20 protein-coding genes are annotated in these 24,925 nt (G+C 41.2%); 18 read left to right on the top strand and 2 right to left on the bottom strand.

Annotated elements, in window-relative coordinates:
* The first annotated feature begins 2 nt into the window (after window positions 1-2).
* A complete protein-coding gene (locus BUB77_RS24340) occupies window positions 3-1,217 on the top strand; it encodes an electron transfer flavoprotein subunit alpha (RefSeq protein ID WP_073279779.1) in 1,215 nt (404 codons plus the stop codon).
* On the top strand, window positions 1,199-2,602 hold the full coding sequence (locus tag BUB77_RS24345) for an FAD-binding oxidoreductase (protein WP_073279780.1): 1,404 nt from the start codon (window positions 1,199-1,201) through the stop codon (window positions 2,600-2,602). Before BUB77_RS24340 ends, BUB77_RS24345 begins: the two co-directional genes overlap by 19 nt.
* A 63-nt stretch (window positions 2,603-2,665) precedes the next feature.
* On the opposite strand, the gene melA is transcribed toward BUB77_RS24345, so the two are convergent.
* Entirely contained in the window at window positions 2,666-3,988 is a 1,323-nt protein-coding gene (gene melA, locus BUB77_RS24350; protein WP_073279781.1) for an alpha-glucosidase/alpha-galactosidase, read from the bottom strand.
* Between the two features lie 106 nt (window positions 3,989-4,094).
* A complete protein-coding gene (locus BUB77_RS24355; RefSeq protein ID WP_073279782.1) occupies window positions 4,095-4,916 on the bottom strand; it encodes an AraC family transcriptional regulator in 822 nt (273 codons plus the stop codon).
* 199 nt (window positions 4,917-5,115) lie between these two features.
* On the opposite strand from BUB77_RS24355, the gene BUB77_RS24360 reads away from it, so the two are divergent.
* From BUB77_RS24360 to BUB77_RS24435, 16 genes are all read left to right on the top strand, one after another.
* Window positions 5,116-6,903: a glycoside hydrolase family 2 protein gene (locus tag BUB77_RS24360; protein WP_073279796.1), complete on the top strand. Its 1,788-nt coding sequence runs from the start codon at window positions 5,116-5,118 to the stop codon at window positions 6,901-6,903.
* Window positions 6,904-7,025: 122 nt separating this feature from the next.
* Window positions 7,026-7,826, top strand: a complete 801-nt coding sequence (locus tag BUB77_RS24365) for an AraC family transcriptional regulator (RefSeq protein ID WP_170866738.1) — start codon at window positions 7,026-7,028, stop codon at window positions 7,824-7,826.
* Window positions 7,827-8,129: 303 nt separating this feature from the next.
* Window positions 8,130-8,360: a FeoA family protein gene (locus BUB77_RS30130; protein ID WP_073279783.1), complete on the top strand. Its 231-nt coding sequence runs from the start codon at window positions 8,130-8,132 to the stop codon at window positions 8,358-8,360.
* The gene (gene feoB / locus BUB77_RS24375; protein WP_330392685.1) at window positions 8,357-10,360 is read left to right on the top strand and encodes a ferrous iron transport protein B; all 2,004 of its coding nucleotides are present in this window, start codon (window positions 8,357-8,359) and stop codon (window positions 10,358-10,360) included. Before BUB77_RS30130 ends, feoB begins: the two co-directional genes overlap by 4 nt.
* A gap of 235 nt (window positions 10,361-10,595) precedes the next feature.
* Window positions 10,596-10,883 (top strand): hypothetical protein, encoded by a 288-nt coding sequence (locus BUB77_RS24380; RefSeq protein WP_073279784.1) that lies wholly within the window; start codon window positions 10,596-10,598, stop codon window positions 10,881-10,883.
* A gap of 200 nt (window positions 10,884-11,083) precedes the next feature.
* Window positions 11,084-12,046: a S8 family peptidase gene (locus tag BUB77_RS24385; protein ID WP_278277744.1), complete on the top strand. Its 963-nt coding sequence runs from the start codon at window positions 11,084-11,086 to the stop codon at window positions 12,044-12,046.
* An 828-nt stretch (window positions 12,047-12,874) separates the two neighbouring features.
* Complete coding sequence (locus BUB77_RS24390; protein ID WP_073279785.1) at window positions 12,875-13,504, top strand: DedA family protein; 630 nt, start codon at window positions 12,875-12,877, stop codon at window positions 13,502-13,504.
* Window positions 13,505-13,682: 178 nt separating this feature from the next.
* Window positions 13,683-15,422, top strand: coding sequence for a sensor histidine kinase (locus tag BUB77_RS24395; protein WP_073279786.1), 1,740 nt, complete (start codon window positions 13,683-13,685; stop codon window positions 15,420-15,422).
* A 38-nt stretch (window positions 15,423-15,460) separates the two neighbouring features.
* The gene (locus BUB77_RS24400) at window positions 15,461-16,936 is read left to right on the top strand and encodes a response regulator transcription factor (protein ID WP_073279787.1); all 1,476 of its coding nucleotides are present in this window, start codon (window positions 15,461-15,463) and stop codon (window positions 16,934-16,936) included.
* A gap of 226 nt (window positions 16,937-17,162) precedes the next feature.
* Window positions 17,163-18,776, top strand: coding sequence for an extracellular solute-binding protein (locus tag BUB77_RS24405; protein WP_073279788.1), 1,614 nt, complete (start codon window positions 17,163-17,165; stop codon window positions 18,774-18,776).
* Window positions 18,777-18,905: 129 nt separating this feature from the next.
* Window positions 18,906-19,820, top strand: coding sequence for an ABC transporter permease (locus BUB77_RS24410; protein WP_073279789.1), 915 nt, complete (start codon window positions 18,906-18,908; stop codon window positions 19,818-19,820).
* Window positions 19,821-19,929: 109 nt separating this feature from the next.
* Entirely contained in the window at window positions 19,930-20,826 is an 897-nt protein-coding gene (locus BUB77_RS24415; protein WP_073279800.1) for a carbohydrate ABC transporter permease, read from the top strand.
* Window positions 20,823-22,427, top strand: a complete 1,605-nt coding sequence (locus tag BUB77_RS24420) for a sulfatase family protein (protein ID WP_073279790.1) — start codon at window positions 20,823-20,825, stop codon at window positions 22,425-22,427. Before BUB77_RS24415 ends, BUB77_RS24420 begins: the two co-directional genes overlap by 4 nt.
* Window positions 22,417-23,205 (top strand): sulfite exporter TauE/SafE family protein, encoded by a 789-nt coding sequence (locus BUB77_RS24425; RefSeq protein WP_084124679.1) that lies wholly within the window; start codon window positions 22,417-22,419, stop codon window positions 23,203-23,205. The genes BUB77_RS24420 and BUB77_RS24425 overlap by 11 nt, the downstream gene beginning before the upstream one ends.
* Before the next feature lie 108 nt (window positions 23,206-23,313).
* Entirely contained in the window at window positions 23,314-24,432 is a 1,119-nt protein-coding gene (locus BUB77_RS24430; RefSeq protein ID WP_073279791.1) for an anaerobic sulfatase maturase, read from the top strand.
* 83 nt (window positions 24,433-24,515) lie between these two features.
* Window positions 24,516-24,925: sugar-binding domain-containing protein (locus BUB77_RS24435; RefSeq protein WP_170866636.1), on the top strand; the 410-nt coding region annotated here is incomplete at its 3' end.

Below are 24,925 nucleotides of genomic sequence, written 5' to 3' on the forward strand. Positions count from 1 at the left end.
ATATGGCAAGGTTAATCGTAAATCAGGAGAGAATTCCTGACAATCAGGAGCTGATAAAAATCTGTCCCTTTGGGGCAATGGAGGAGCAGGGTGGAAAGGTTATCATAAATGCTGCCTGCAAGATGTGCCGCCTTTGTGTAAAGAAGGGTCCTAAGGGCGCAGTAGAGTATATGGAGGACGTAAAAAAGAATGAGATTAACAAAGACGAATGGAAGGGAATTGCTGTTTATGCAGACCATGTAGATGGTACCATTCATCCGGTTACCTTTGAATTGATTGGAAAGGCAAAGGAGATGTCAGCTGTTACCGGGCAAGAGGTATATGTACTGTTCATGGGAAAGGATATCAGGGAAAAAAGTGAGGAACTCCTCCATTACGGAGCTGACAAAGTCTTCGTTTATGACAAGGAGGAGCTGGCACGTTTTAAGATAGAGCCCTATACGGCAGTCTTTGAAGCTTTTATCAAAAAAGTCAAGCCCTCCTCCATTCTGGTAGGAGCAACCACTGTAGGGCGTCAGCTTGCGCCAAGAGTGGCTGCCAGAATGAAAACCGGTCTCACTGCGGACTGTACCATTCTGGAAATGAATGAAAATACGGACTTATCCCAGATCCGGCCGGCCTTTGGCGGCAACATTATGGCTCATATCAAGACTCCAAACCATCGTCCTCAGATTGCTACGGTCCGGTATAAGATAATGAATGCCCCAGTCCGCTCGGAGTCAAAATCAGGGGAAATCGTGGTTTGTGATATTAAGAAAGAAAAGCTTTCCTGTTACGTGGACGTCATTGATATTCTGCCAAAGGAAAAGGAGACCTTCATTGAGAATTCCGACGTTCTGGTTGTTGCAGGAAGAGGAGTGAAAAAAGAAGAGGATTTAAGGCTGCTCCGGGAGCTGGCAGAGCTTCTGGGAGGTCAGGTGGCATGCACCAGACCAATGGTTGAGTCCGGCTGGCTGGATGCGAAATACCAGGTTGGCTTAAGCGGCCGTACTGTCAGACCAAAGCTTATCATCACCTGCGGAGTTTCCGGCGCCATTCAGTTTGTGGCTGGCATGGACCATTCGGATACCATATTTGCAATCAACAACGATCCAAAGGCACCGATCTTTAAATCAGCTCATTATTGTCTGATAGGTGACCTCTATGAAATTCTCCCTAAACTGATTGCAAGGATAAAAGAGAAGGAAGGTGTAGAAGCATGGGATATAAGAAAATAGATAAAGATGATATTGCTTACATAAAAAATATTATTCAGGATGAGGAGCGTATCCTGACAGGGGATTTTATTAAGGAGGAGTACAGCCATGATGAATTAAGCGGTATCAGCAGCTATCCTGATATCGTAGTGAAAGCAAAATCAGCAGAAGAGATATCTGAAATTATGAAGTATGCTTACAAAAATGTCATACCCGTGACTCCAAGGGGGGCCGGTACCGGTCTGGTGGGCTCCTCCGTAGCAATGGAACACGGAATTATGATAGATACCGCGTTAATGAACCAGGTGCTTGAACTGGATGAGGATAATCTGACAATTACGGTGGAACCGGGTGTTCTGCTTATGGAGCTTTCCGCTTATGTGGAAGAGCATGACCTGTTTTACCCGCCGGATCCAGGCGAAAAATCTGCGACCATTGGGGGCAATATCAGTACAAATGCAGGAGGCATGCGTGCCGTGAAATATGGAGTAACCCGTGATTATGTAAGGGGTCTGGAAGTCGTTCTTCCCAGTGGTGAGATTACGGAATTCGGAGGTAAGGTCGTAAAAATAAGTTCCGGGTATGCTCTTAAGGATTTAATGATCGGAGCTGAGGGAACGCTCGGTTTTATCACAAAGGCCACGTTAAAACTGATTCCCCGCCCCAAGATAGTGATCAGCCTGCTGATTCCGTTCCCTACCCTGGAGCATGCCATTAATACGGTGCCGTTAATTGTCAAGTCAAAGACCATTCCCACAGCCATTGAATTCATGCAGCGGGAAGTTATCATTGATGCAGAGCAGTATTTAGGAAAGGCATTTCCGGATAAACAGTCAGATGCTTATCTGCTCTTAAAATTTGATGGAAACTCGGTGGAAGAAATCGAAAAGGCATATGACAGTATTGCAAAACTTTGCCTGGAGCAGGGAGCCTTGGATGTCCTGATTTCTGATACCGAGGAGAGAGAGGATTCCATATGGAAGGCAAGGGGAGCATTTTTGGAAGCAATCAAGGGCTCTACCACCTACATGGATGAGGTTGATATGGTAGTTCCAAGGAGCTCAGTCAATGAAATGGTCACCTATCTCCACAGTCTCCAAAAAGAGTGTGGTATAAGAATCAAGAGCTTTGGACACGCAGGGGATGGGAATCTACATGCCTATATGCTGAAAGATGATTTAAGCGAGGAGGAATGGGTAAAACGCATGAATGAAGCTATGGAAAAAGTGTATAAAAAGACCAAGAAGCTGGGAGGCCAGGTTTCCGGAGAACATGGCATCGGATTTGCAAAGAAGCCTTATCTGCGGGAATCTCTCCCCCAGGTGAATCTAAGCCTGATGAATGGTATTAAAAAGGTATTTGATCCTGAAAATATATTAAATCCTCACAAAATCGCCCAAATGTGACAGAATAAAATATGTCCGGCTGTTCAGCGCAGCCGGACATACTGGTCTATCAGTGAGTGCCCGTTATTGAAATGCTTTTAGGTAATCGCCGTGTGCGGTAATCAATTCATCGCACATATTCCGGATATCTTCCATATTCAGCTCGGCAGCGGTATGAGGGTCTAACATGGCAGCCTGGTAGATGTAGCTGCGGTCCTTGGTTACAGCAGCCTCAATGGTTAAAAGCTGGGTATTGATATTCGTCATATTCATAGCGGCACATTGAACCGGCAGCCGGCCTACATGACAGGGGTTGATTCCCCTGTTATCAACCAGGCAGGGAACTTCCACACAGGCATCGGCGGGGAGATTGTCAATCAGGCCTTTATTTAGTACATTGCCGCCGATTTTGTAGGGCTTTCCCGTAACGACTGCTTCCATAATATAAGAAGCATATTCGTGGGAGCGTTCGTGGGAGATATTGCCGTTATCCAATATTCTTGTCTTTTCACTTTCCCAGTCGGCAATCTGTTTTACACATCTTCTGGGATATTCATCCAGAGGAATATTGTATTTCTCAATCATTTCAGGGTAACGGGATTTGATAAAGAGGGGATTGTATTCTGCATTATGCTCACTGGATTCGGTACAGTAATGTCCGAAGTTTCTTATGTATTCAAAACGTACCATGTCATCATGCTTTTCACTGGCATTTTTCTCAGCAGCTCTCTTCTTGATTTCCGGATACAGGTCATTGCCTTCCTTGTCTTTAAGCTCCAGTAGCCATCCCATATGGTTAATACCGGCTATGAGTTCCTTACGTCCCTCAAGCTTATCCTCCATGCCAAGCTTCTTGAGAAGGCCTTCGGAGCACACCTGGACACTGTGGCATAAGCCGACGGTCTGGATTTTAGAATAACGCTGCATGTAACCGGTAAGCATTGCCATAGGATTGGTGTAATTTAAGAATAGGGTGTCAGGGCATACTTCTTCCATATCCCTTGCAAAATCAGCCATTACAGGGATAGTTCTGAGAGCTCTCATAATTCCGCCGATGCCCATGGTATCAGCGATCGTCTGCCTTAAGCCATATTTCTTCGGAATCTCAAAGTCTGTTATGGTACAGGGATCATATCCGCCCACCTGGATGGCATTTACAACGAAATCAGCATTTCGTAAGGCAGCCTTTCGGTTATCCGTTCCCAGATAGGTCTTGATGGCAGCACGGCCCTGATTTATGTTTTTGTTGATTGCCTCCAGAATAATCTTTGATTCCGCAAGCCTTTCCGCATTGATGTCATAGAGTGCGATTTCACTTTCGCAAAGTACCGGAGTGCACATGCAATCACCCAGGACATTTCTTGCAAATACAGTACTTCCGGCTCCTAAAAACGTAATTTTAAGCATTTTCTACTTTCCTCCTGTTTGGATAATTAATATAAGCCCATTTTACAGCTCGGGGAGGAGTTTGTCTTTTGCTTTTGTTTCTAACTATTTGTTATTTTGTTGCAATTTAAACTGTATTGCCGCCGGATTTACGGAAAGCTTGAGGAGAAGCACCACATTTATCTTTAAAATAATTAGAAAAATAGTGCTCGTCATGGAAGTCCAAATCAAGTGAGATTTCCTTAATGCTCTTGGTGGTATTTAATAGCAGAAGCTTGGCCAAATCCAGTTTCTGCTTCATCAGGTACTGGTATGGTGTGATGCCGTATGCCTGCCGGAATATCCTTATCGTTTGGGAGGGGGAACGGTATATAAGTCTGCTTAGGGTGTCCAGGGATATCTGCTCCTTATTATGCTTCTCTATATAAGCCTTTAAAAGAGCGGCCTCCTCTGATTCCGGGGAAACATCGGAATGCAGGTGTTCCTGAAGAAAAAGAAGCATCTCAAAGAAAATAAGGGAAGCATCTTTGGTAAAGCTTTCACTGTTCTGGGAAGCCTGCACCTTTTTCACTATCCGGAAAAAATACGGGCTTAAGTCAATCCCTTCAATATGGGAAAGGTTGTTTAAACCATAAAGGGAAAGAAGGACGTCAATGAGGGGACCTTGGGCATTAAACCAGATTTTGGTCCAGGGATTTTCTTTATGGGAATAATACTCATGATTGCTGTACTTTTTTAAGATATAACCATCTCCCTTTACAGCGGTAAATGTTTTACCGTCACAGATAACGGTGCCTTCCCCTTCCAAAATGTATTCAAATACATAGATGTTACTGTTTCTTCTGGATATCCGGTAGGAATCGTCGCAATAGGAGATTCCCGTTAAATCTATGAAAAATTCCGGGTCCCGTCCGCTGCCCGGTAAAAAGCTGTAAATATCTTCTCTCATGCGTATAATCCTCACCTTTATATCAATAATCTCTATTTAAACAGTCATATTATAGCATTATAATATAAATTAGTACAGGGTTGCCAATAAAAGAAAGGAAGCCATGGAGTGATGCTTTCAGCTGGTTTTTGGAATAGCAGTGGGCTGTTCTGAATTCAGGCTGGTTCTTAAGCTGGAGCTCCATGAAATAGGTGTGAACATGAGTGATTTGAACAATGTGGATTTAAAGGAACAAAAAACCAGGGAAGATTATCCGAGGCCCCAGTTTGTACGAAAGGACTGGATGAACCTGAACGGAATATGGGACTTTGAAATGGATTTTGGCAAGAGCGGTATGGAGCGGAAGCTGTACGAGGAGGAAAGCTTTTCAAAGAAAATTCTTGTTCCTTTCTGCCCGGAAAGCAGTTTATCCGGTATCGGATATAAGGATTTCATGAATATGGTGTGGTACAAAAGGGAATTCAATATAAAGGAAATATCCGAAAAGCGTATTCTGCTGCATTTCCAGGCGGTGGATTATCATGCAAGTGTCTGGATCAACGGACAAAAGGCCGGAGAACATAAGGGTGGGTACACTCCTTTTTCCTTTGATATAACCGCCCTTCTAAAAGTAGGAGCTAATACCATTACCCTTTGTGCGGAGGATGATTCCAGAGCCAGATTCCAGGCAAGAGGAAAGCAGAGCGAGCAGTATTACTCCATAGGCTGTGATTATACCAGAACTACCGGAATCTGGCAGACAGTATGGCTTGAAACCGTACCGGAAAGCTATTTAAAGGATGTTAAATTCTATCCCAACAGTACTGCCGGATTATTAAGTTTAAAATGCAGTATTGAAGGGCCGCTAAAAGGTCTGACCCTTCGGGCAGAAGCATCCTATCAGGGGAAAGCAATGGGAGAGGAGGCCGTATTGGTGCAGGGCAATGAGGTGAATTTCTCTCTTGCTTTAAAGGAAAAATACTTATGGATGCCCGGTAAACCGGAGCTCTATGACCTGAAGCTGACCTTGTTAAAGGATGGAGCCGTAACGGATGAGGTGGACAGCTACTTCGGTCTCAGGGATATCTCCTGTGAAAAAGAAGGGGTAAGGATTAACGGAGAACTGATTTACCAGAGACTTGTTTTGGACCAGGGCTATTATCCTGACGGCATTTATACCGCACCTTCCGAGGAGGCATTAAAGGAAGACATCCTGTTGTCCATGGACATGGGCTTTAACGGAGCCAGATTACACCAGAAGGTATTTGAACCCAGGTATTTATATTGGGCCGACCATCTGGGATATCTTGTCTGGGGTGAATATGGCAGCTGGGGAATTGACATAACGGAAAGCTCTGCCCTGAGTGTATTTTTACCGGAATGGATGGAGGCCGTGAACAGGGATTTTAACAGCACAGCCTTAGTAGGCTGGTGTCCTTTTAATGAGACCTGGGACAGGAACTGCATATGGTTGCCGGACGGAACCTATAAGTCCGGTGTTAAGCAGGATGATTCTGTTTTGAAGCTTGTCTATGAGGTGACTAAGGCCATGGACGGTATGCGTCCCGTTATCGATACCAGCGGAAACTTCCATGTGGTTACGGATATTTTTGACATTCACGATTACGAGCAGGATGGTACCAAATTTGCAGATAAGTTTGAGCCCATGAATAAGGGCGGTGAGACCTATGTGACCTTTTCCGAACGCCAGTCCTATAAGGACCAGGCCTATTTCGTTTCCGAATACGGCGGCATCTGGTGGAGCGAAGAGGACAGGCAGGGCTGGGGCTACGGACAGAGACCGGCAAGCAGGGAGGAATTCCTTGAAAGATACAGGAGCCTCACCACAACACTTCTTAAGAATAAGCGTATCAGCGGCTTTTGCTATACACAGCTTTATGATGTGGAACAGGAAATGAACGGACTCTACACCTATGAAAGACAGGCCAAATTCAACCCTGAGGTAATAAAAGAAATAAATAGTCAGAGAGCAGCTATTGAAGAATAGAAAAGTCTATGAGATAATAGTGAAATAAAATATTATTTTTGAAAGGATGCCGCTTATTATTATTTGTGGCAGTATTGCAGGCTGGTCTGCTGGCCTGCCTGCGATATGCAATGGGTATAAATATGATCAGCAAATCTGATATCAATATTTATTATTGCGGTGAAGAAGCCTGCAATCCGGGGCATTTTTTTGGCCCGGCCATACGTCCCCACTATCTGATGCATGTTATCTTGAACGGCAAGGGCTTTTATGAGGCCAAAGGAAAGAAATTTGAGGTAAATAAGGGAGAAGCATTTCTGATCCGACCTCAGGAGATTACTTATTATGAAGCAGATAAAGGGGAACCCTGGGAATATTCCTGGGTTGCCTTTGACGGGGTAAAAACGGAGGAAATGTTAAAAAAGGCAGGCTTTACAGCCGATAATCCTATCTGCAATATACTAAGGCTGGAGGACTGTAAAAAATATCTTCATCAGCTTGTATCCATATTTGATAAGGCAGACAGCAATGAATATGAATTAACCGGGCTGTTCTACCTGATCTTTTCTACTGCCGAAATAGTAAACCAAAAGGAAGAGGAAGCGGCGGAACAGGGATATTATGTGAAGGCTCTTACCTTTATACGGCATAATTACGGCTATGATATAAAAGTATCTGACATTGCAAGGTACGTTGGAATAGACAGGACCTATCTGTTCAAGATATTTAAACATTTTCTTGGAAAGTCCGTCAAGGAATATCTGACAGAATACAGGCTGTTAACGGCAAAATACATGCTGCAGCACAGCTCCTATAACATGACGGAGGTAGCGTTATCCTGCGGCTTTTATGACCTGTCATCCTTTTCCAGAAACTTCAAGAAGGCAGAAGGAATTACTCCGATTCAGTACAGAAGCATGTCTTCAAAGGAAACAGACCAATAAATATAACAGCAGCCATTTTAGTGGAGTTGGAACCGTGAGTAGAAAATGCCTGAACGGAACCAGAAACCATCGTCCGTTCCCAAAGACTTAAATAGGAATAGTCTAAAAACCATAATTCATATAATCTAAGGATTGTAATCTTTCTCGAACCCTATTATAATATATAAGTTGAATTTAAGAACGGCTAATGTGAAAAATTGAAATTGAATTTACTTTTCACACCCGGATTAGAGTAGTAAATCATCTGCAAGCAGACGGTTTATGCCATGGGAGCTATGGGAAAAGAAAGAGGGCACTTAGAATATGACATTGGATCAGTTGAGGATTGGCAGAAAAAGCCATATTATTTCCGTAAACGGAAAAGGGGCCTTAAGAGACCGGCTGCTGGATATGGGATTGACACCGGGAACGGAAGTTATGGTAAGAAGAATGGCACCCTTTGGAGACCCCATTGAAATTCTCTTACGGGGATATGAATTGACGCTGCGTTTGGAGGATGCGAAAAATATAGAGGTAGAAAGGGTGAAATTATGATTACATTTGCTTTGGTCGGTAATCAGAATTGCGGAAAGACTACTCTTTTTAACCAGCTTACAGGTTCCAACCAGCATGTGGGAAATTTTCCGGGAGTGACAGTTGAGAGAAAAGAAGGAATTGTCCGTAAGCAAAAGGATATTACAGTAGTTGACCTGCCAGGTATCTACTCCTTATCACCATATACAAAAGAAGAAATTGTTACAAGGGATTTTATCGCCAAGGGGCAACCCCAGGGCATTATAAATATAGTTGACGCTACAAATATTGAGAGGAATTTGTACTTAAGCCTGCAATTAATCCAGTTTGGAATACCTATGGTAATTGCTCTTAATATGATGGATGAAATAAGAGGCAACGGCGGAACCATACAGATAAAGGAAATGCAGGAGAGGTTAGGAGTGCCTGTCGTTCCTATCTCAGCGGTTAAAAATGAAGGGATTGATAAGCTGATAAGCACTGCCGTTGCTGCCGTAACAAGGAATCTTACACCTAAGAAGCAGGATTTTTACGGCGGGCTGTGTGCTGAGGCACTGGCAGATATTACAAGGCTGCTGGAAAGACCTGGCGGAAAGCATCATATCACCGCGATTTTTGCAGCTACGAAGCTCCTTGAAAATGATGGCAGAATGGCAGAGGATTTGCAGTTATCCGAAGAAGAAGTAAAAAATATCGATAGAAGAATCCGTAAGATGGAAAATGAACTGCTAACGGATAGAAAAGCAGCAGTAGCAGATATGAGATACCGCTTTATTGATGAGCTGTGTGCCAAAACGGTTGTTAAGCCGAAGGAAAGCAGGCAGCATAAAAGAAGCATTCGTATTGATAACGTACTTGCCAACAGATATCTTGCAATTCCTATCTTCCTCTGTATTATGTTTATCATCTTCTGGCTGACCTTTGGGGTAATCGGAAGCTTTCTGAGCGATTTGCTCGGAAATGCAATCCAGGTGTTTTCTGATTATATTAGGAATATTTTGATTACGTACGATGCAAGTCCCGTTGTGGTTTCCCTGGTGGCGGACGGTATCCTTGCCGGAGTGGGCAGCGTATTATCCTTTGTGCCGACCATTGTGGTATTATTTCTGTTTCTTGCCCTGCTGGAAGACAGCGGCTACATGGCAAGAGTTGCCTTTATAATGGATAAGCTGCTTCGAAAGATTGGGCTGTCGGGACGCAGCTTTGTACCTATGATTATCGGCTTTGGCTGCAGTGTTCCGGCTGTAATGGCAGCCAGGACCCTTCCCAGTGAAAGGGACAGGAAGATGACGATTTTCTTTATCCCTTTTATGAGCTGCAGCGCCAAGCTTCCCATATATGGAATGATTACCATGGCATTTTTTCCGAAATACCGGGCGCTGGTCATGATTTCCCTATACATATTCGGAATGCTTATGGGTATTGTCAGTACCTTATTTCTAAGAAAACATATTTTTAAGGGTGAGCCTGACCGGTTTGTCATGGAGCTGCCCAATTACCGTATGCCAGGAGCAAAAAGTGTACTGCTGCTTTTATGGGATAAGACCAGGGACTTTTTAACACGTGCTTTTACCGTCATATTTGTTGCTACCATCGTAATATGGTTCTTACAGAAATTTGACTGGCATATAAGGCCGGTGGAGGATAGTTCAACCAGCATACTGGCCGGTATTGGGCACATCATTGCCCCGGTATTCAGGCCCCTTGGATTTGATGACTGGAGAGCCTCCACGGCTTTATTGACCGGATTTATGGCAAAAGAAGCGGTAGTCAGTACCTTCAGCGTATTAACGGGAGCCGGCTCCTCCAAGCTGCCCATGGCTTTGGGACAGCTTATGACGCCCATGGCTGCTTATTCCTTCTTAATCTTTACTTTGATTTATTCGCCCTGTGTTGCGGCAATCAGTGTAATTAAGAGAGAATTAAACACCCGTACTGCTATAAGCGTAGCTGCTTATCAGACAATTGTGGCGTGGATTTGTGCCATGGTGGTCTACCAGATAGGACGGCTGTTATTTTAATAAGCTCAGATAATAATAATATAATATAAGTCTGTTACATGCAGGTAAAGGCAGAAGCAACCTGTGTGCAGCAGACTTTTTTTATTGCGGTGAAATTGGGTCTAAAGTTTCCATTAAATACCTGACAGCAATTGGAACAAAGAACAGCAAACTCTCGTCTAATGGTTACAAAGAATGATTTTCACTTTTTATTTAAATAGTATCGCAAGTAAAATGCGAAATAATAGGAGGTAATATGAGAAAATACAACCGGATATTATTTATCATGATTGGCATTGGTCTGGCATTGTTATTAACCGTTTCTGCCAAGCTGGTTTTTTATAGTACTACGGCAGAATCTTTTTCAAGCAAGCAGGCTGCCTATTCGGTAATGGACAGCAAAGCAGAATCCATTATACCGGAAAATAAGGATGTAAATACAGAAGCTGGGCGCTCACCTATTGTAATTCTGTCAGTTATTACAATTATATTGATATTAAGCGGTACAGTCTATGTAGCTCAGAAGGAACAGGAAAATAAATAGCAAAAAGGAAAGGAAGAAAAGCTTCATCCGGGTTCATCAGAACAATTTCAACTAAATGGTACAAAATTCGACAAACGTTAATATATTAATATAGGTGACAGGGGCAAACCGTTTTTAGTAATTTAAAAACTTAGGTTCCTGTCACCAAGCCTTCCTTTACGCAGAAGCCGGAAGAGTAAAAAAAGAAAGGAAAATGCGTTTTGAAATTTATCAGTAAATTTCATACGAATTGGAAGAAAGAAAGGGTCGGATTAATACCATTTGATGTACAGGAGATTCATGAGGAAGCCAGTGAAATACCCCAGGGAATACAGCTGATTAATGCTCCGTATCTTTGGGAAGCAGGAAAAAAAGGAGACGGTGTGGTAGTTGCCATCATTGACACGGGCTGCCAGACTGACCATCCTGACCTTGCAGGAAGAATTATCGGTGGAAAAAACTTTAGCAGTGATTACAGTAAGAATCCAGCTAAATATGAGGATAACAACGGACACGGAACCCATGTAGCAGGCACTATTGCAGCCATCGAGAATAACGCCGGCGTAGTGGGAGTAGCTCCCCTGGTTAAGCTTTTAATCGTTAAGGTTCTTGATAAAAATGGAAGCGGAAGCTATCAGAATATCATTGACGGAATTAATTATGCGGTAGCCTGGAGAGGAAGCAACGGGGAGAAGGTAAGAGTAATATCCATGTCCCTTGGCGGCCCGAGCGACGTAACGAAGCTTCATAATGCCGTAAAAAATGCAGTAGCCAAAGACGTTTTGGTTGTTTGCGCTGCGGGAAATGAAGGAGATAACAACAGTAATACCAATGAATACAGCTACCCGGCTGCTTATGCTGAGTCAATTGCCGTAGGTGCCGTAGATTTTAATAAAAAAATTGCAAGCTTTAGTAACAGCAATGACAATGTGGACCTGGTAGCACCGGGAGTAGGAATATTATCCACTTATATGGGAGGCAAGTACGCTACTTTAAGCGGTACCTCCATGGCGACGCCTCATGTTTCCGGGGCATCCGCACTTATTATAAATGCAAGTGAAAGCAAATATAACAGGACACTTACCGAAGCAGAACTTTATGCCCAGCTCATTAAGAAAACAGTTGATTTAGGAATTGATAAGAGAAGCCAGGGTAATGGACTGTTGGATTTATCGAAGGAATAGACTGAAAAATGCCATGCATTTTCAATCTCCATTATTTATAGAAGTAAGAAGATAATAAGAAATCTTCCCACCTTCTAAAAATATAAATATATAAGGCAGGAAACGAATTTCCTGCCTTATATCATGTTGTCTCTTTCAATATTCAGTTGTAGGTGAATTACCCTTGTAAAGCGAATCTACTTGATTAGTAACCATTTTCTTGACATAAGCCAGTCCAACTTAACCATCTCCTAAATCTGCTGTTATTGGGTTACGCTGCAGTTCGAGACTAACTGCAGTTTTTATCTCTACGTCGATGGAATACATCTGCATTTGCTTTTGTATCCATTCCTTATTATGTACCGGAAAGGCTTAATTATACGAAGAATCCTATGTAAATAATGGCAGGTGAAATGAAGAATACAAAAGAAGCCTTCCGAAACGAGAATTCGTTAGAAGGCCTCTTCTGTTAATATCCCATTTTTATTTTGTATACAGAACGGGAAAAAAACTGTATTTTCAATTTTATATTGAAGGATAACTGCACAAATGCCTTTTGGTTCCTCCCAAGACATTACTCGTTAACAAAATCGACTTCTATTTTTTTATATAAGCTATCTGCATCAGGTTCATGTTCTTAAAAGGAAGGTGTTTGATTTGCTATCCACTCTTTATTATGTAATATTTTAAGAAATATATACTTATGATTTCGATTTTTTTTATTTTTATAGGAAATATCTTTTGAAGGTTTTTTGTGAACATTGTAAAACAAGGTTGTAATCTAAGCATGGATACAATATAATAAATAAATGTACAACTTGAATAGATTAAAAATCGGAGAGAAGCTAAATGACAAACTGGATTATTGACTTTATGAATCAATTTGGGTATCTGGGAATAACATTTCTGATAGCCCTTGAAAATGTATTTCCACCAATTCCTTCGGAGGTTATACTGACCTTTGGCGGTTTTATGACCACCAAAACAACTATGACTGTACAGGGAGTTATTTTATTTTCCACTATAGGGTCTTTGCTTGGAGCAGCTATTCTCTATGGAGTTGGGAATCTTTTATCTATGGAGAGAATGGAAAAGCTTCTGGACGGTAAGGTAGGGAAGATACTGCACCTTAAAAAAGAGGATGTCAGTAAGGCATATGATTGGTTTAATACCAAAGGGAAAATAACGGTATTAATATGCCGCTGTATTCCTGTAATCCGCAGTTTGATATCAATACCGGCAGGTATGGCAAGTATGAACTTTTGGGTGTTTTTTCTCTTTACAACGATAGGTTCTCTGGTTTGGAATACGGTTCTAGTGTTGCTCGGAAAAGCAGCCAGTGATTCCTGGGCAAAGATAGTAGATAAGACAGATACGTTTACCCACATTACAATCGTGGTACTTGGAATATTGTTTGTTATATTTGTATTCTGGTTTTATAAAAAGAAGAAAAAATCCAAGGATGATAATGAAAATTAAAAGATGGCAGATAGGGAGCTTAGAACTGTTCCTGTTTCAGACCATTGACAAAATCTGAGGCATATTCCTCGGATTTATTCTAAAAGAGCTTAAAAGCCAATAATTGAAGGACTTTTTAGCTCTTTTTTGGTATAATGAAGGTATAGATCAAGTTTGCTTATGATACAAGGAGGTATTCATGACGAAACGAATACGGGATTTAAGCATTCAATCAAAAATTCAGTTAATCTGTATCATTATTGCGAGTGGCGTGGTTTTGATATCTTTTCTGGCTTTCTACCAACAAACTATGAAAAATGTTATGAATACGGCTAAACAGTATATGAACCAGTATATTTCATTTTCAGACAGTGAATTTACGGATATGCTGAATAAAGCGAAGAGACTCTGCCTTACGGTTGCCATGGACCAGCAGGTCATCTCTCCGGTTTTGAAAAAGCCAAGCAAAGAAGCTTCCTTTGAAGATTATCAGGAAAAGAAAATGATAGGGAGTTATCTTTCCGGCTTACTATCCAATGAGGAATACATCAATTATATAGCTATCATTACGGATAAATACGCTATCTATACCTCGGAAGGAACCAGCCTGTATTTAAAGGATATTGATAAAAGATGGTATCAGGAAACAGTTAAGGAAAATAAATTAAAGGTCTACCTTCTCAATGGCAAGGAGAAAGGAATTGTCCTGTGCAGGCCGATTATATACAAACAGAAAAGCTATGGAATTGTTATTGTGAGGATGGACTATGACAGTATCATTGATATATATGATACGGAAGTATTGAAAGATGTTGATTTTTTCATCTTTTCGGCTGAAGGGAAGCTATTTTACCAAAAGAATTCACCACTGCTGAATAAGGATAATGAGACTGAGGTAAATGCCCTGTATCGCAATAGTCAAAAGATTATACATTTAAAGGGCAGGGATTATTATTACATAGAATACCAATCCCGTGATATCGGCACTAAGAGCGTCAGTCTGATACCTGTCAGCAGACTTACAAAGGATGCAAATAAATTAAGAATAATATCCGTAATAATTATGGCTTTGTCAATCCTTGTGATTTTAGTGATATCAAAGTTCTTATCCGGGAAAATATGCAAGGACATACAACTGCTCAATAATTGCATGAAAAAAGTCGAAGAAGGAGATTTGCAGATCAGAGCCGTTGTCCAGTCCGAGGATGAAATCGGTAAAGTTACAAATCGTTTTAATCAGATGATGGATCAAATCAGCATGTTGGTTCAGGAGGTTCAAGTGAAGGAGGAAGCAAAACGGGAGGCGCAGCTGAATGCTCTGGAAGCGCAGATTCAGCCCCATTTCCTCTATAATACCCTGGCAAGCATGCAGCATGTTGCCAGCATGAGGCATGAAACAGAAATTGAAGAGGTTGCCAATGCCTTGTCAGAGCTGCTTCGCAGTGTTCTTAACAATCGCAATGAATATGTAACTCTATGGGAAGAATACGAGTATATTGAAAATTTTATTAAGATTGAAAATTTTAAATTCCGAAACCACTTTGAAATTATATGGGATGTAGAAGAGGAAATCTGGCTTTATCATCTGCCGAAGCTGATTATTCAGCCAATTGTTGAAAATTCAATTATTCATGGAATTGTGGACATGGAGAAGGGAGGAGTCATAAACATTAAAGCGTACCGGAATGAAGAATTTCTTCTTATTCAGGTCATCGATAACGGAAGAGGAATCTCAAAGGAGACCATTGAAAAGCTTGAGAAAGAAATAAAAAGAAATGACAAATTGGGTTTTCGGCAAGTGGGGATTGCCAATGTATTTAACAGGATTCGTTTATTATATGGAGAAAGGTATGGAGGAACCATTTACAGCTATGAAAATGCTTTTACTTGTATTGAGATGCGCTTTCCAAAACAGGACATAAAGTTAAAGGAAGGCTAGGTTTTCATAACTTTTATTAAAGGTGGAAAAGATTACTTATGAGAGTGATTATAGTTGACGATGAAAATGTATTTCGGGATTATATAAAAAGTATGGGAATATGGGGCAAAGGAGAATATAAGCTTGTAGGAGAAGCCAAGAGCAGTAGGGAAGCTCTGGAACTTTTAAGGAATACCAGGGTGGATGTTGTTTTGATGGATGTCTGTATGCCAAATGAAAACGGCGTATATCTCTCGACGCAGATTGCGCATGAATTTCCGAAAGCAGCTATGATAGCAATCAGCAGTTATGATAACTATGACTATGTCAGAGATATATTAAAAAACGGCGCCCATGATTATATTCTAAAAAACAGGCTGACCCAGGAAAATTTGGAGACTGCCCTTACTAATATCGGAAGGGATAGTGAGCATATCTCCCAGGAGCAAAAAAAGAAACAGGACAGGAATACCTTAAAGTCATGGATTGAAAACGGAAAAAGGTTAACTCTGCAATGGGAAAGAAAAAGAAAAATGTTTCTGATAGGAAATTTAGTTAATCTGGAAAACATGGACAATAGTATTAAGGAAAAATATATCAAAGGAATTTTAAGCATTCTGGAAGACAATGAAGCAGCAGACAAGGAGGTTGTAGCTGATTATTTCTATAACGGATATTTTGTTATTATGATCTGCTATAACGACTTTACGACGGAAGCAGAGCTTTTACAACAGACGGAAATAAGTAAAATAAGGGCACATAATAATATCAGCCGCATTTTTCATATCAACCTGGAGATGAAGGTATGCCCCCAGATGTCTTCGGAACATGCGCTTCTTTCCTATATACGCCATTGCTTCCACCGGCCTGAAGCATCCGAAGAGAAGGCGGGAAACCTGACACTGTCTTTAAATCAAAGAAAGTGTCTGTATATTGCATTGGAATCCGGTAATATAGAAATTGCAGCTGCCTATATAGAGCAGATATATGATGATATTAATGAGCAGGAATACGGAAAGATTATGATGATTACCTCTGAGCTTTTTGATATTCTGGAGAAGGCCTGCATGGACGTAAATATTAATCTGGACTTTATACCCAAAAACGAAAAACTATATGAGTATGTAAAGAAAAAGAACAAAGAAAATCTGGTCAGCAGTATAATAGGCCTGTACCGGAATGCTTTAAAGGAAATAGCCGAACACAGGGTTACCTACAGTGAAAAGGTAAAGGCTGCCATTTATTTCATGAATAACAATTACGAAAAAATTACCGGCATGAGTGAGGTCGCAGAAGCAATTGGAGTATCCGGTTCCTATTTAAGCAGGATTTTCCATCTTGAAACAGGAAAAACACTAATTAATTACTTAAATGATATCCGTATCGAAAAAGCCAAAAGCTATCTTCTGCTTAAGAAGCTGCCATTGAAGCAGGTTGTTACATTATGCGGATTTAATAATTATTCTTATTTTATGAATGTATTTAAAGAGTATACTGGTAAGACTCCAAAAGAGTATCAGAGCGGGATTTTATAATTTTAATAACAATTTGATTCGGGTGCCATAAGTTACTCTCAATGAACATGATATTAACGTATGGCACCCGAATTATATTTTGGGGATTGTTAAAATTTATATCGAATGCTTTAGATGATTTGTTCAAAAAATTAAACAAGAATGTAAAAAAAGTATATAAAATTAATAATCCAATGCATTCTTAAATGATTATAATGATACCATCATATTTCAGAGGAGGTAGGTTATGAATAAATGGAAGGTTCTAGCGGTTCTGCTATGTATGGTGTTATGCCTGACGAACCTGGCTGGATGTAAAAAATCTGAGGGAAGCAAGGAAGCGGACAAACAGAGTGCAGCGAATGGAAAGACTTCAGAGGAAGCCACGGTTACTCCATCGTCGTATTTGAATCAGGAGGGTTTTCCGATTGTAAATGATCCGGTTACTATGACTGTGTTCGGCTCCAGAGACCCCAATCATGCGAAATGGAAGGATGTCCGGATTTTTAAGGAGTACGAAAAAATGTCTAATATTCAAATGGACTATCAGGAAGTGCCAAATGATGGGTTTACAGAAAAAAAGCAGCTGTTATTTGCGTCTAATGAACTGCCGGATGTATTTATCCGCTGCTCCTTTACACCGGCTGAAATTACTCAGTATGGTGTGGAAAGCCAGCAATTAATTCCGCTGGACAATCTGATTGAGCAATATGCGCCAAATTTAAAGAAGTTAATGGAGAAGGATTCCACCATAAAGGATGCGATTACGGCTTCTGACGGCCATATTTATACCTTGCCCAGTGTAGATCTAAGTGAATCCGGACATATTTCTTTTAAACAATTTATTAATACAAAATGGCTAAAGGCAGTTGGAATGGAGGTTCCCAAAACAACGGAGGATTTAAAGGCGGTCCTTCATGCTTTTAAGGATAAGGATCCCAACGGAAACGGGGAGCAGGATGAGATACCCCTTGGTATTCGTGATACGGGTGCCATATATTCACTGGGAGGCTCCTTTGGGCTGGAGCATCAAATGAGAGATACCTATAATCTGGTGGACGGTAAGCTTCATAACTGGCTTTGTGATGATGAATTCAAAGAATATCTTCAGTTCCTCAACGAATTATATACGGAGGGATTACTCTGGTCCGACTATTATAAGAACGATCTGGCTTCCTGGAGGAGTAATCTGGCTTCCGCTGCCTATGGTGTGATGTATATGCCATATACGGATGTATTCAAGAATGTGGAAGACCAGTACGAAGGCTTTGATGCCTTGACAGGACCCAATGGCAGCAGCATATGGTCCGATGTCAATATCAGTGACTCGGTCATTGGAGCGTTTGCTATCAGTAATACATGCAAAGAACCGGAAGCAGCCATTCGTTGGGTGGATTATTTCTATGGTGATGAAGGCTCCGTATTCTGCCGGTATGGAATAGAGGGAGAGACTTTTCAATACGATGAAAACGGACAGCCCCAGATCAGTGATGATATTGCCAATGCCAAAGAAGGATTTATGACCGCACTTGGTAAGATCAACCTTGTTCCCGGAGGCGGCTTCCCCTCTCTTATTACAGATAAAACAGATGGAATCGTAGCAAGCCAGAAAACAAAAGAGGCCGCTGCTTTGCTGAGTGATAATCTGCCGGGTACCATTGTACCGAAACCGGCGCTGAGTATTGAGGATGGAGAGCGCGTAAATACCATAGAGCAGGATTTATTTACCTATAGGGATGAAGCTGTTACCAAGTTTATCATAGGTGAATGGGGCTTTAATAAATGGGATGACTATTGCAAAACTATGGAAAAGACTGGAATAAAGGAATTGGAAACAATTTATAATAATTCATTAAAATAATTTTATAAAGAGACACAGGCTGAAAGAATACATAAAAAAGAAAGGAATGCCACTTGCAGGTTCTTTCAGCCTTTTATTTGTGGCAGTGGGGCTGCTGCAAAGTTCAAAGCCCCATGCATAGGTGTTATTATGGCAAAGTGCAAATATTATTGGAGGCAGATTAAAAAATCAAAGGAACTATACCTTTTATTTGCTTTTCCTCTGGCCTGGTATATTATCTTCAATTATGTACCGATTTATGGGCTTCAGATTGCATTCAAACGATACAATCCGACGCTTGGAATTGCAGGAAGTCCCTGGATAGGTTTTCATTATTTTAAACAATTTTTCAACTCTTATTATTGCTTTGAGGTAATCTGGAATACGGTCAAGCTTAGTTTATATACCCTGGCCATAGGATTTCCGGTGCCAATCCTCCTTGCCCTTTTAATCAATGAAATTCAGAGTAAAAAGCTGAGCAAGACAGTTCAGAATATTACATATATGACCAACTTTTTATCCGTAGTCGTAATTGTCAGTATGCTTAATATATTTTCTGATCCCTCTTACGGGCTCTTTAATAAAATTACTGGATTATTTGGAGCTGAGTCAGTGGATTTTATGGCAAAAGCAGCTTCCTTCAGCCCCCTTTACGTTTTATCCAATGTGTGGCAGTTTATGGGCTTCAATGCCATTATCTATATTGCGGCATTGGCAGCAATCGATCCGACCTACTATGAAGCCGCCTCAATCGATGGTGCCTCACGTTTTCAGAAGATAATACATATATCGGTTCCCTGTATTATGACGACAATTATCATTATGTTTATTTTAAGGATTGGAAATCTGATGACGGTGGGCTTCGAAAAGGTTTTATTAATGCAGAATAGTGTAAATACATCAACAAGTGAGATCATATCCACCTTTATTTATAAGAACGGTATTCAAAAAGGGCAGTTTGGATATAGCACGGCAGTCGGTTTAATTAATTCCGTCATTAATTTTATACTTCTCATCAGTGCCAATACCCTGAGCAAAAAAACCACTAAGACCGGTTTATGGTAAGGTGGATTTTGCTGCAGCTCCGTGCAGAATGGCTGAAAGAAAATATTAATGTGAAAGGATGCCCAAAATTCTTCAGTACCGTAGATGTGCGGTATTGCTGGGTGTAAAAATGACATATTCAAGAAAGTTAAAAAAGACCGGAAAAGAATTTGCCTTTAATATAGCGGTAAACTCAATCAGTATTCTCATTATTATAATTGTTCTGGTACCTTTGATATTTGTGCTGGCAGCGTCCTTTTCCGACCCGGATTTGGTTTTAAAGGGCAAGGTGCTGTTATTTCCCAAAGGCTTTACGCTAAAAGCATATCATATGGTTTTTGAAAACTCGGACATATGGAGAGGGTATTTAAATACAATCATATATACGGTAGCGGGAACCGCAATCAGCGTAGTCCTGACCATACTTGCGGCATATCCCCTGTCCAGAAGTCAATTCTTCGGGCGGAAATACTTGCTTCTTATTCTTTTATTTACTATGTATTTTAATGGAGGCATGATTCCAACCTATCTTCTTGTCAGAGATATGGGAATGTATGATTCCATTTGGGCTATCATATTGCCTTCGGCTATATCCACTTATAATTTGATTGTTGCCAAGACATTTTTTGAAACGAGCATACCCAATGAGCTCTATGAATCTGCCTTGCTGGATGGATGCGGAAATATCAAAATGCTGAATAAGATCGTATTACCCCTGGCCAAATCGATAATAGCAATTTTGATTTTGTATTATGCGGTGAATATGTGGAATTCCTATTTCAGTGCTTTGATTTACCTGAACGATGATAAAAAATACCCGCTCCAGATTATACTGAGAAATATATTACTTATTGGCCAGACAGAGCAATTCGGTACCAATGATGTTGGAATGGCTGAAAAAATCAAAATGGCTGAGGCTTTAAAATATTCAGTTATTGTAGTCTCCAGTATTCCGATGATTATTCTGTATCAGTTCGTACAAAAGCATTTTGTAAAAGGTGTTATGATAGGAGCGATAAAAGGATGAATAATACAAGCCAAGGCAATAAGCCGAACTTTATTATTATAATGACGGATCAGCAGAGAGCTGATTTAAGAAAAAGCTGTGGCTGTCCTCTGGATACGATGCCTTTTCTGGATGAATGGGCAAAGGGAGGGGTGGATTTTGAGCGTGCTTATACGCCGAACCCCACCTGTATGCCGGCCAGGGTGAGTATGTTCACAGGCCGGTATTCGGAAACGCACCAGGTAAGAACCAACCATAACCGGGAGGATGTTTTCTATACGGAGGATTTGCTTGATATCATGAAGAAAAACGGCTATGTAACCGCCCTTTGCGGAAAGAATCATACCCATCATGAATATGAGGAATTTGATTTTTATAGAAAAACAGAGCATTTGGGGCTCATGAAAGATAAGATGTCCGCTGAGGAACAGGCTTTCTCCGAGTTCTTAAATCAAACGAAGTTCGTGGACAGCAGGTATCCTGCTCCCGGAGGAGTAAAGGTGCAGCATCCTTACAGAAATATTTCGGATGCGCTGGAATTTATTGATGCTGTAAATGGAAAAGCCCCATTTTTTGCGTGGGTTTCCATTGCGGAGCCGCATAATCCGTATCAGGTGCCAGGTCCATACTTTGACCTGTTTCCCCCGGAGAAGCTGCCGGACTGCACCAGTGGGAAAGAAGCAGAGGACAATCAAAAGGGAGAACGTTTTGTAAGACTTCGAAAAGTCTGGGAACAGGTCTATGCACCGGATGTGAAGGAGCATATGGAGCGTTCCAGGTCAAATTATTTTGGAATGCTGCGGCTCATCGATGACCAATTAAAACGGCTTATGGAAGGCTTGCAGGAGCGAAAGCTGGAAGAAAACACCTACATAATCTATGTATCCGATCATGGTGATTTCGCCGGAGAATATGGCTTGATGCGAAAGGGTGCTGATTTATCAGAGCTATTAATCCGTATTCCGATGATTTGGAGGGGACCGGGTATTACACCCAGAGGAAAGGAAACACAGGCTTTTGCCAATATCGTTGATATTCTGCCTACGATATGCGACATAATGGGAGAAGAGCTTCCGATGGGAGTACAGGGGAAAAGTCTTCTTCCGGTATTAAAGCAGGAAAGCGGTTATGAGCGTGAATTTAACAGGGCATATTCAGAAAGCGGATTTTCTGGCATGTACTGGGAGGACGACGATTTGCTGGACTATATTACGGAAGGTGCAACTGTTGATATGTCTGCGTTTGACTGTTTAAATACCTGGACACAGTGCGGACAGGTAAGAGGCCTTCGGATGGAGGATTACCGTATTCAGGTTGATATGATGGGGAAAGGCTTTTTATATGATCTGTCAAAGGACCCGAAGGAGCTTCACAATTTATGGAATGAGAAAGAGTATTCTTCTGTAAAGGAATGGATGCTGCAGGAATTAATATCTGCCATGCTGCAGAATACCGATGTGCTGCCGGTCCCTCATAATCGTTACCGGACAAAGCTACATCCGAAGGGATATTGGTATCAGAAATATGCAGCCAAGGATCCTGGCATACATCCATCGGGGACTGTCAGAGAGATATATTCTAGCCGGAAACATTATAAAGAAGCCGGAAATTATGATAAATAGTTTTATAATAATGATGGTTAGTCTTCTGGCATCTGTGGCCGGGGCTATCTGCGGGATAGGAGGCGGAATTATCATTAAGCCGGTATTGGATTCACTGGGAATTATGAGTGTGGATACGGCAAGCTTCCTGTCCGGCTGCACAGTAATGAGTATGTCCGGTTATTCCGTCCTCAGGGCAGTCTGTAATAAAGAGTTTAATACCCGGCTGAAAACGGGAATCCCCATATCAGCTGGAGCTGCTGCCGGAGGAATCCTGGGCAGATATTTCTTTGGCTTATTAAGCAGCAGCTTCCCTAGCCCGGACGATATCGGAGCCGTACAATCAGTATGCCTGTTTTGGCTGACTTTTGCCGTACTGTTATATACGATTAGCAGACAGAAGATTAAAACCAATAATATATCCAGACCACTATTATGTATATTGGCGGGTCTTATGCTGGGAGTTGTTTCTTCTTTTCTTGGAATTGGAGGAGGTCCCTTTAATCTGGTGCTCCTTTCCTTTTTGTTCTCTATGGAACCGAAAGAAGCTGCCCGGAATTCCCTCCTTATTATTTTTTTTGCCCAAATTTCCAGTCTGACACTTATAATAGCCGGTGGTAAGGTTCCGGATTTCAGCTTCAAAGTTCTTGCGGGAATGATCCTGGCAGGAATTGCCGGGGCGGTTATCGGCAGAAGGGTGAATAAATTAATCAAAGAGGAGACTGTTGATATCCTGTTTCGTGGTCTGAATTTTATAATAATGATTATATGTATATATAATTTTATTAAGTATTTATAGGAAAGATGGGCAGCTGCCCTTCCAGGGAATATAAAGCTGGTCATAGATAAAAAAAGCGTTACATTTTTATTTTTTTTTATATAAGCATGGATGGAAGGAGGAAGAACTGTGCCGCCGTTAGGATTACTGATAAAGCCATCATCCGGGATGTGCAATTTACAATGCTCCTACTGCTTTTACCGGGATATTACACAGTACAGGGAAAAGCAGAATTATGGCTTTATAACTGTTGAAACACTGGAAAATATTATTAAGAAAGCGCTGGCATATGCGGAAGGCTTTTGCAGCTTTGGATATCAGGGCGGTGAACCTACCCTGATTGGAACCGGCTTTTATAAGAAGGCCGTGGAGCTGCAGAATAAGTATAATAGTAAGGGCATTAAGATTTGTAATTCCATTCAAACCAATGGGTATCAACTGAATGAAGAATGGGCTAAATTTTTTAAACAAAATAATTTCCTGGTGGGACTTTCTCTGGATGGTATGAAAAAGACCCATGACAGCTGCAGAAGGAATGCGAGGGGAGAAGGTACTTTTACGGATATAATGGCTGTTACTGATATATTTGATAAGTATCAGGTCGAGTATAACCTATTAACAGTGGTAAATTCCTTTACTGCAAAAAGAGTACAGGAAATTTATCAGTTTTACCGCCGTAAAGGATTTAATTACCTGCAGTTCATTCCTTGCCTGGACCCGATAGGGGACCAGGGTGAGAAAGGGGAATATACCCTGGAGGCCTCAGACTATGGGGAATTTCTCATAAAACTGTTTGATTTATGGTATAGGGATTATAGTCTAGGCAGAATGGTTTATATCCGTGAATTTGATAATTATGTCAGGATTCTTGCCGGTTTTCCGGCAGAATCCTGCGGAATGAATGGAAGATGCAGCATTCAGAATGTTGTAGAAGCAGATGGTATGGTTTATCCCTGCGACTTCTATGTATTGGATTCTTATAAGCTTGCCAGCCTGAATGACAGCGATTTTAGTGAGATATGGAGCAGCAGCAATGCAAAGAAATTTCTGGAGGAATCGGTAAAACCGGCTGAAAAGTGCCTGGACTGCAGGTATTATTCCCTGTGCAGGGGAGGCTGCAGACGTTACCGGGTGCTATCGGGTAAAGATGGCGGCAGCCTTAATAAATTCTGCACCTCCTATAAGATGTTTTTTGATGCGGATTTACAACGGTTATTAGAGCTTGCGGAAAAAGTTAAGAAAAGATAGGCATTAATTAATTGAGTGAGATTGTATAACTAAAAGTAAGATAGATTGAAATATCCTAATAAGCAGATTAACAGGAGGAACATATGAATAATATACCTAGAAATGAATATCCAAGGCCAAATTTTATCCGGGATTCTTGGCTTTCTCTAAATGGCACCTGGGATTTTTCCTTTGACCGGGAAGCCTATGACCGTAAAATTACAGTCCCCTTTGCCTATGAGACAAAGCTATCAGGAATTAATGAAACAGAAATGCACAAGGAAGTCTGGTACCGGCGAAGCTTTACGTTACCGGAAGCAATGCTCAATAAACAGATAGTACTTCATTTTGGTGCGGTGGATTATTTCTGCAGGATATGGGTCAATGACATTCCGGTTACAGAACATACCGGCGGACAGACCGGCTTTTTTACAGATATTACAGCCTGTGTCCGGTATCAGGAGGAAAATGTGATACGGGTGCAGGTATGGGACGATTATACTGATTTGGAGAT

Source organism: Anaerocolumna jejuensis DSM 15929, assembly GCF_900142215.1.
In the GTDB taxonomy this organism is placed as follows: domain Bacteria; phylum Bacillota; class Clostridia; order Lachnospirales; family Lachnospiraceae; genus Anaerocolumna; species Anaerocolumna jejuensis.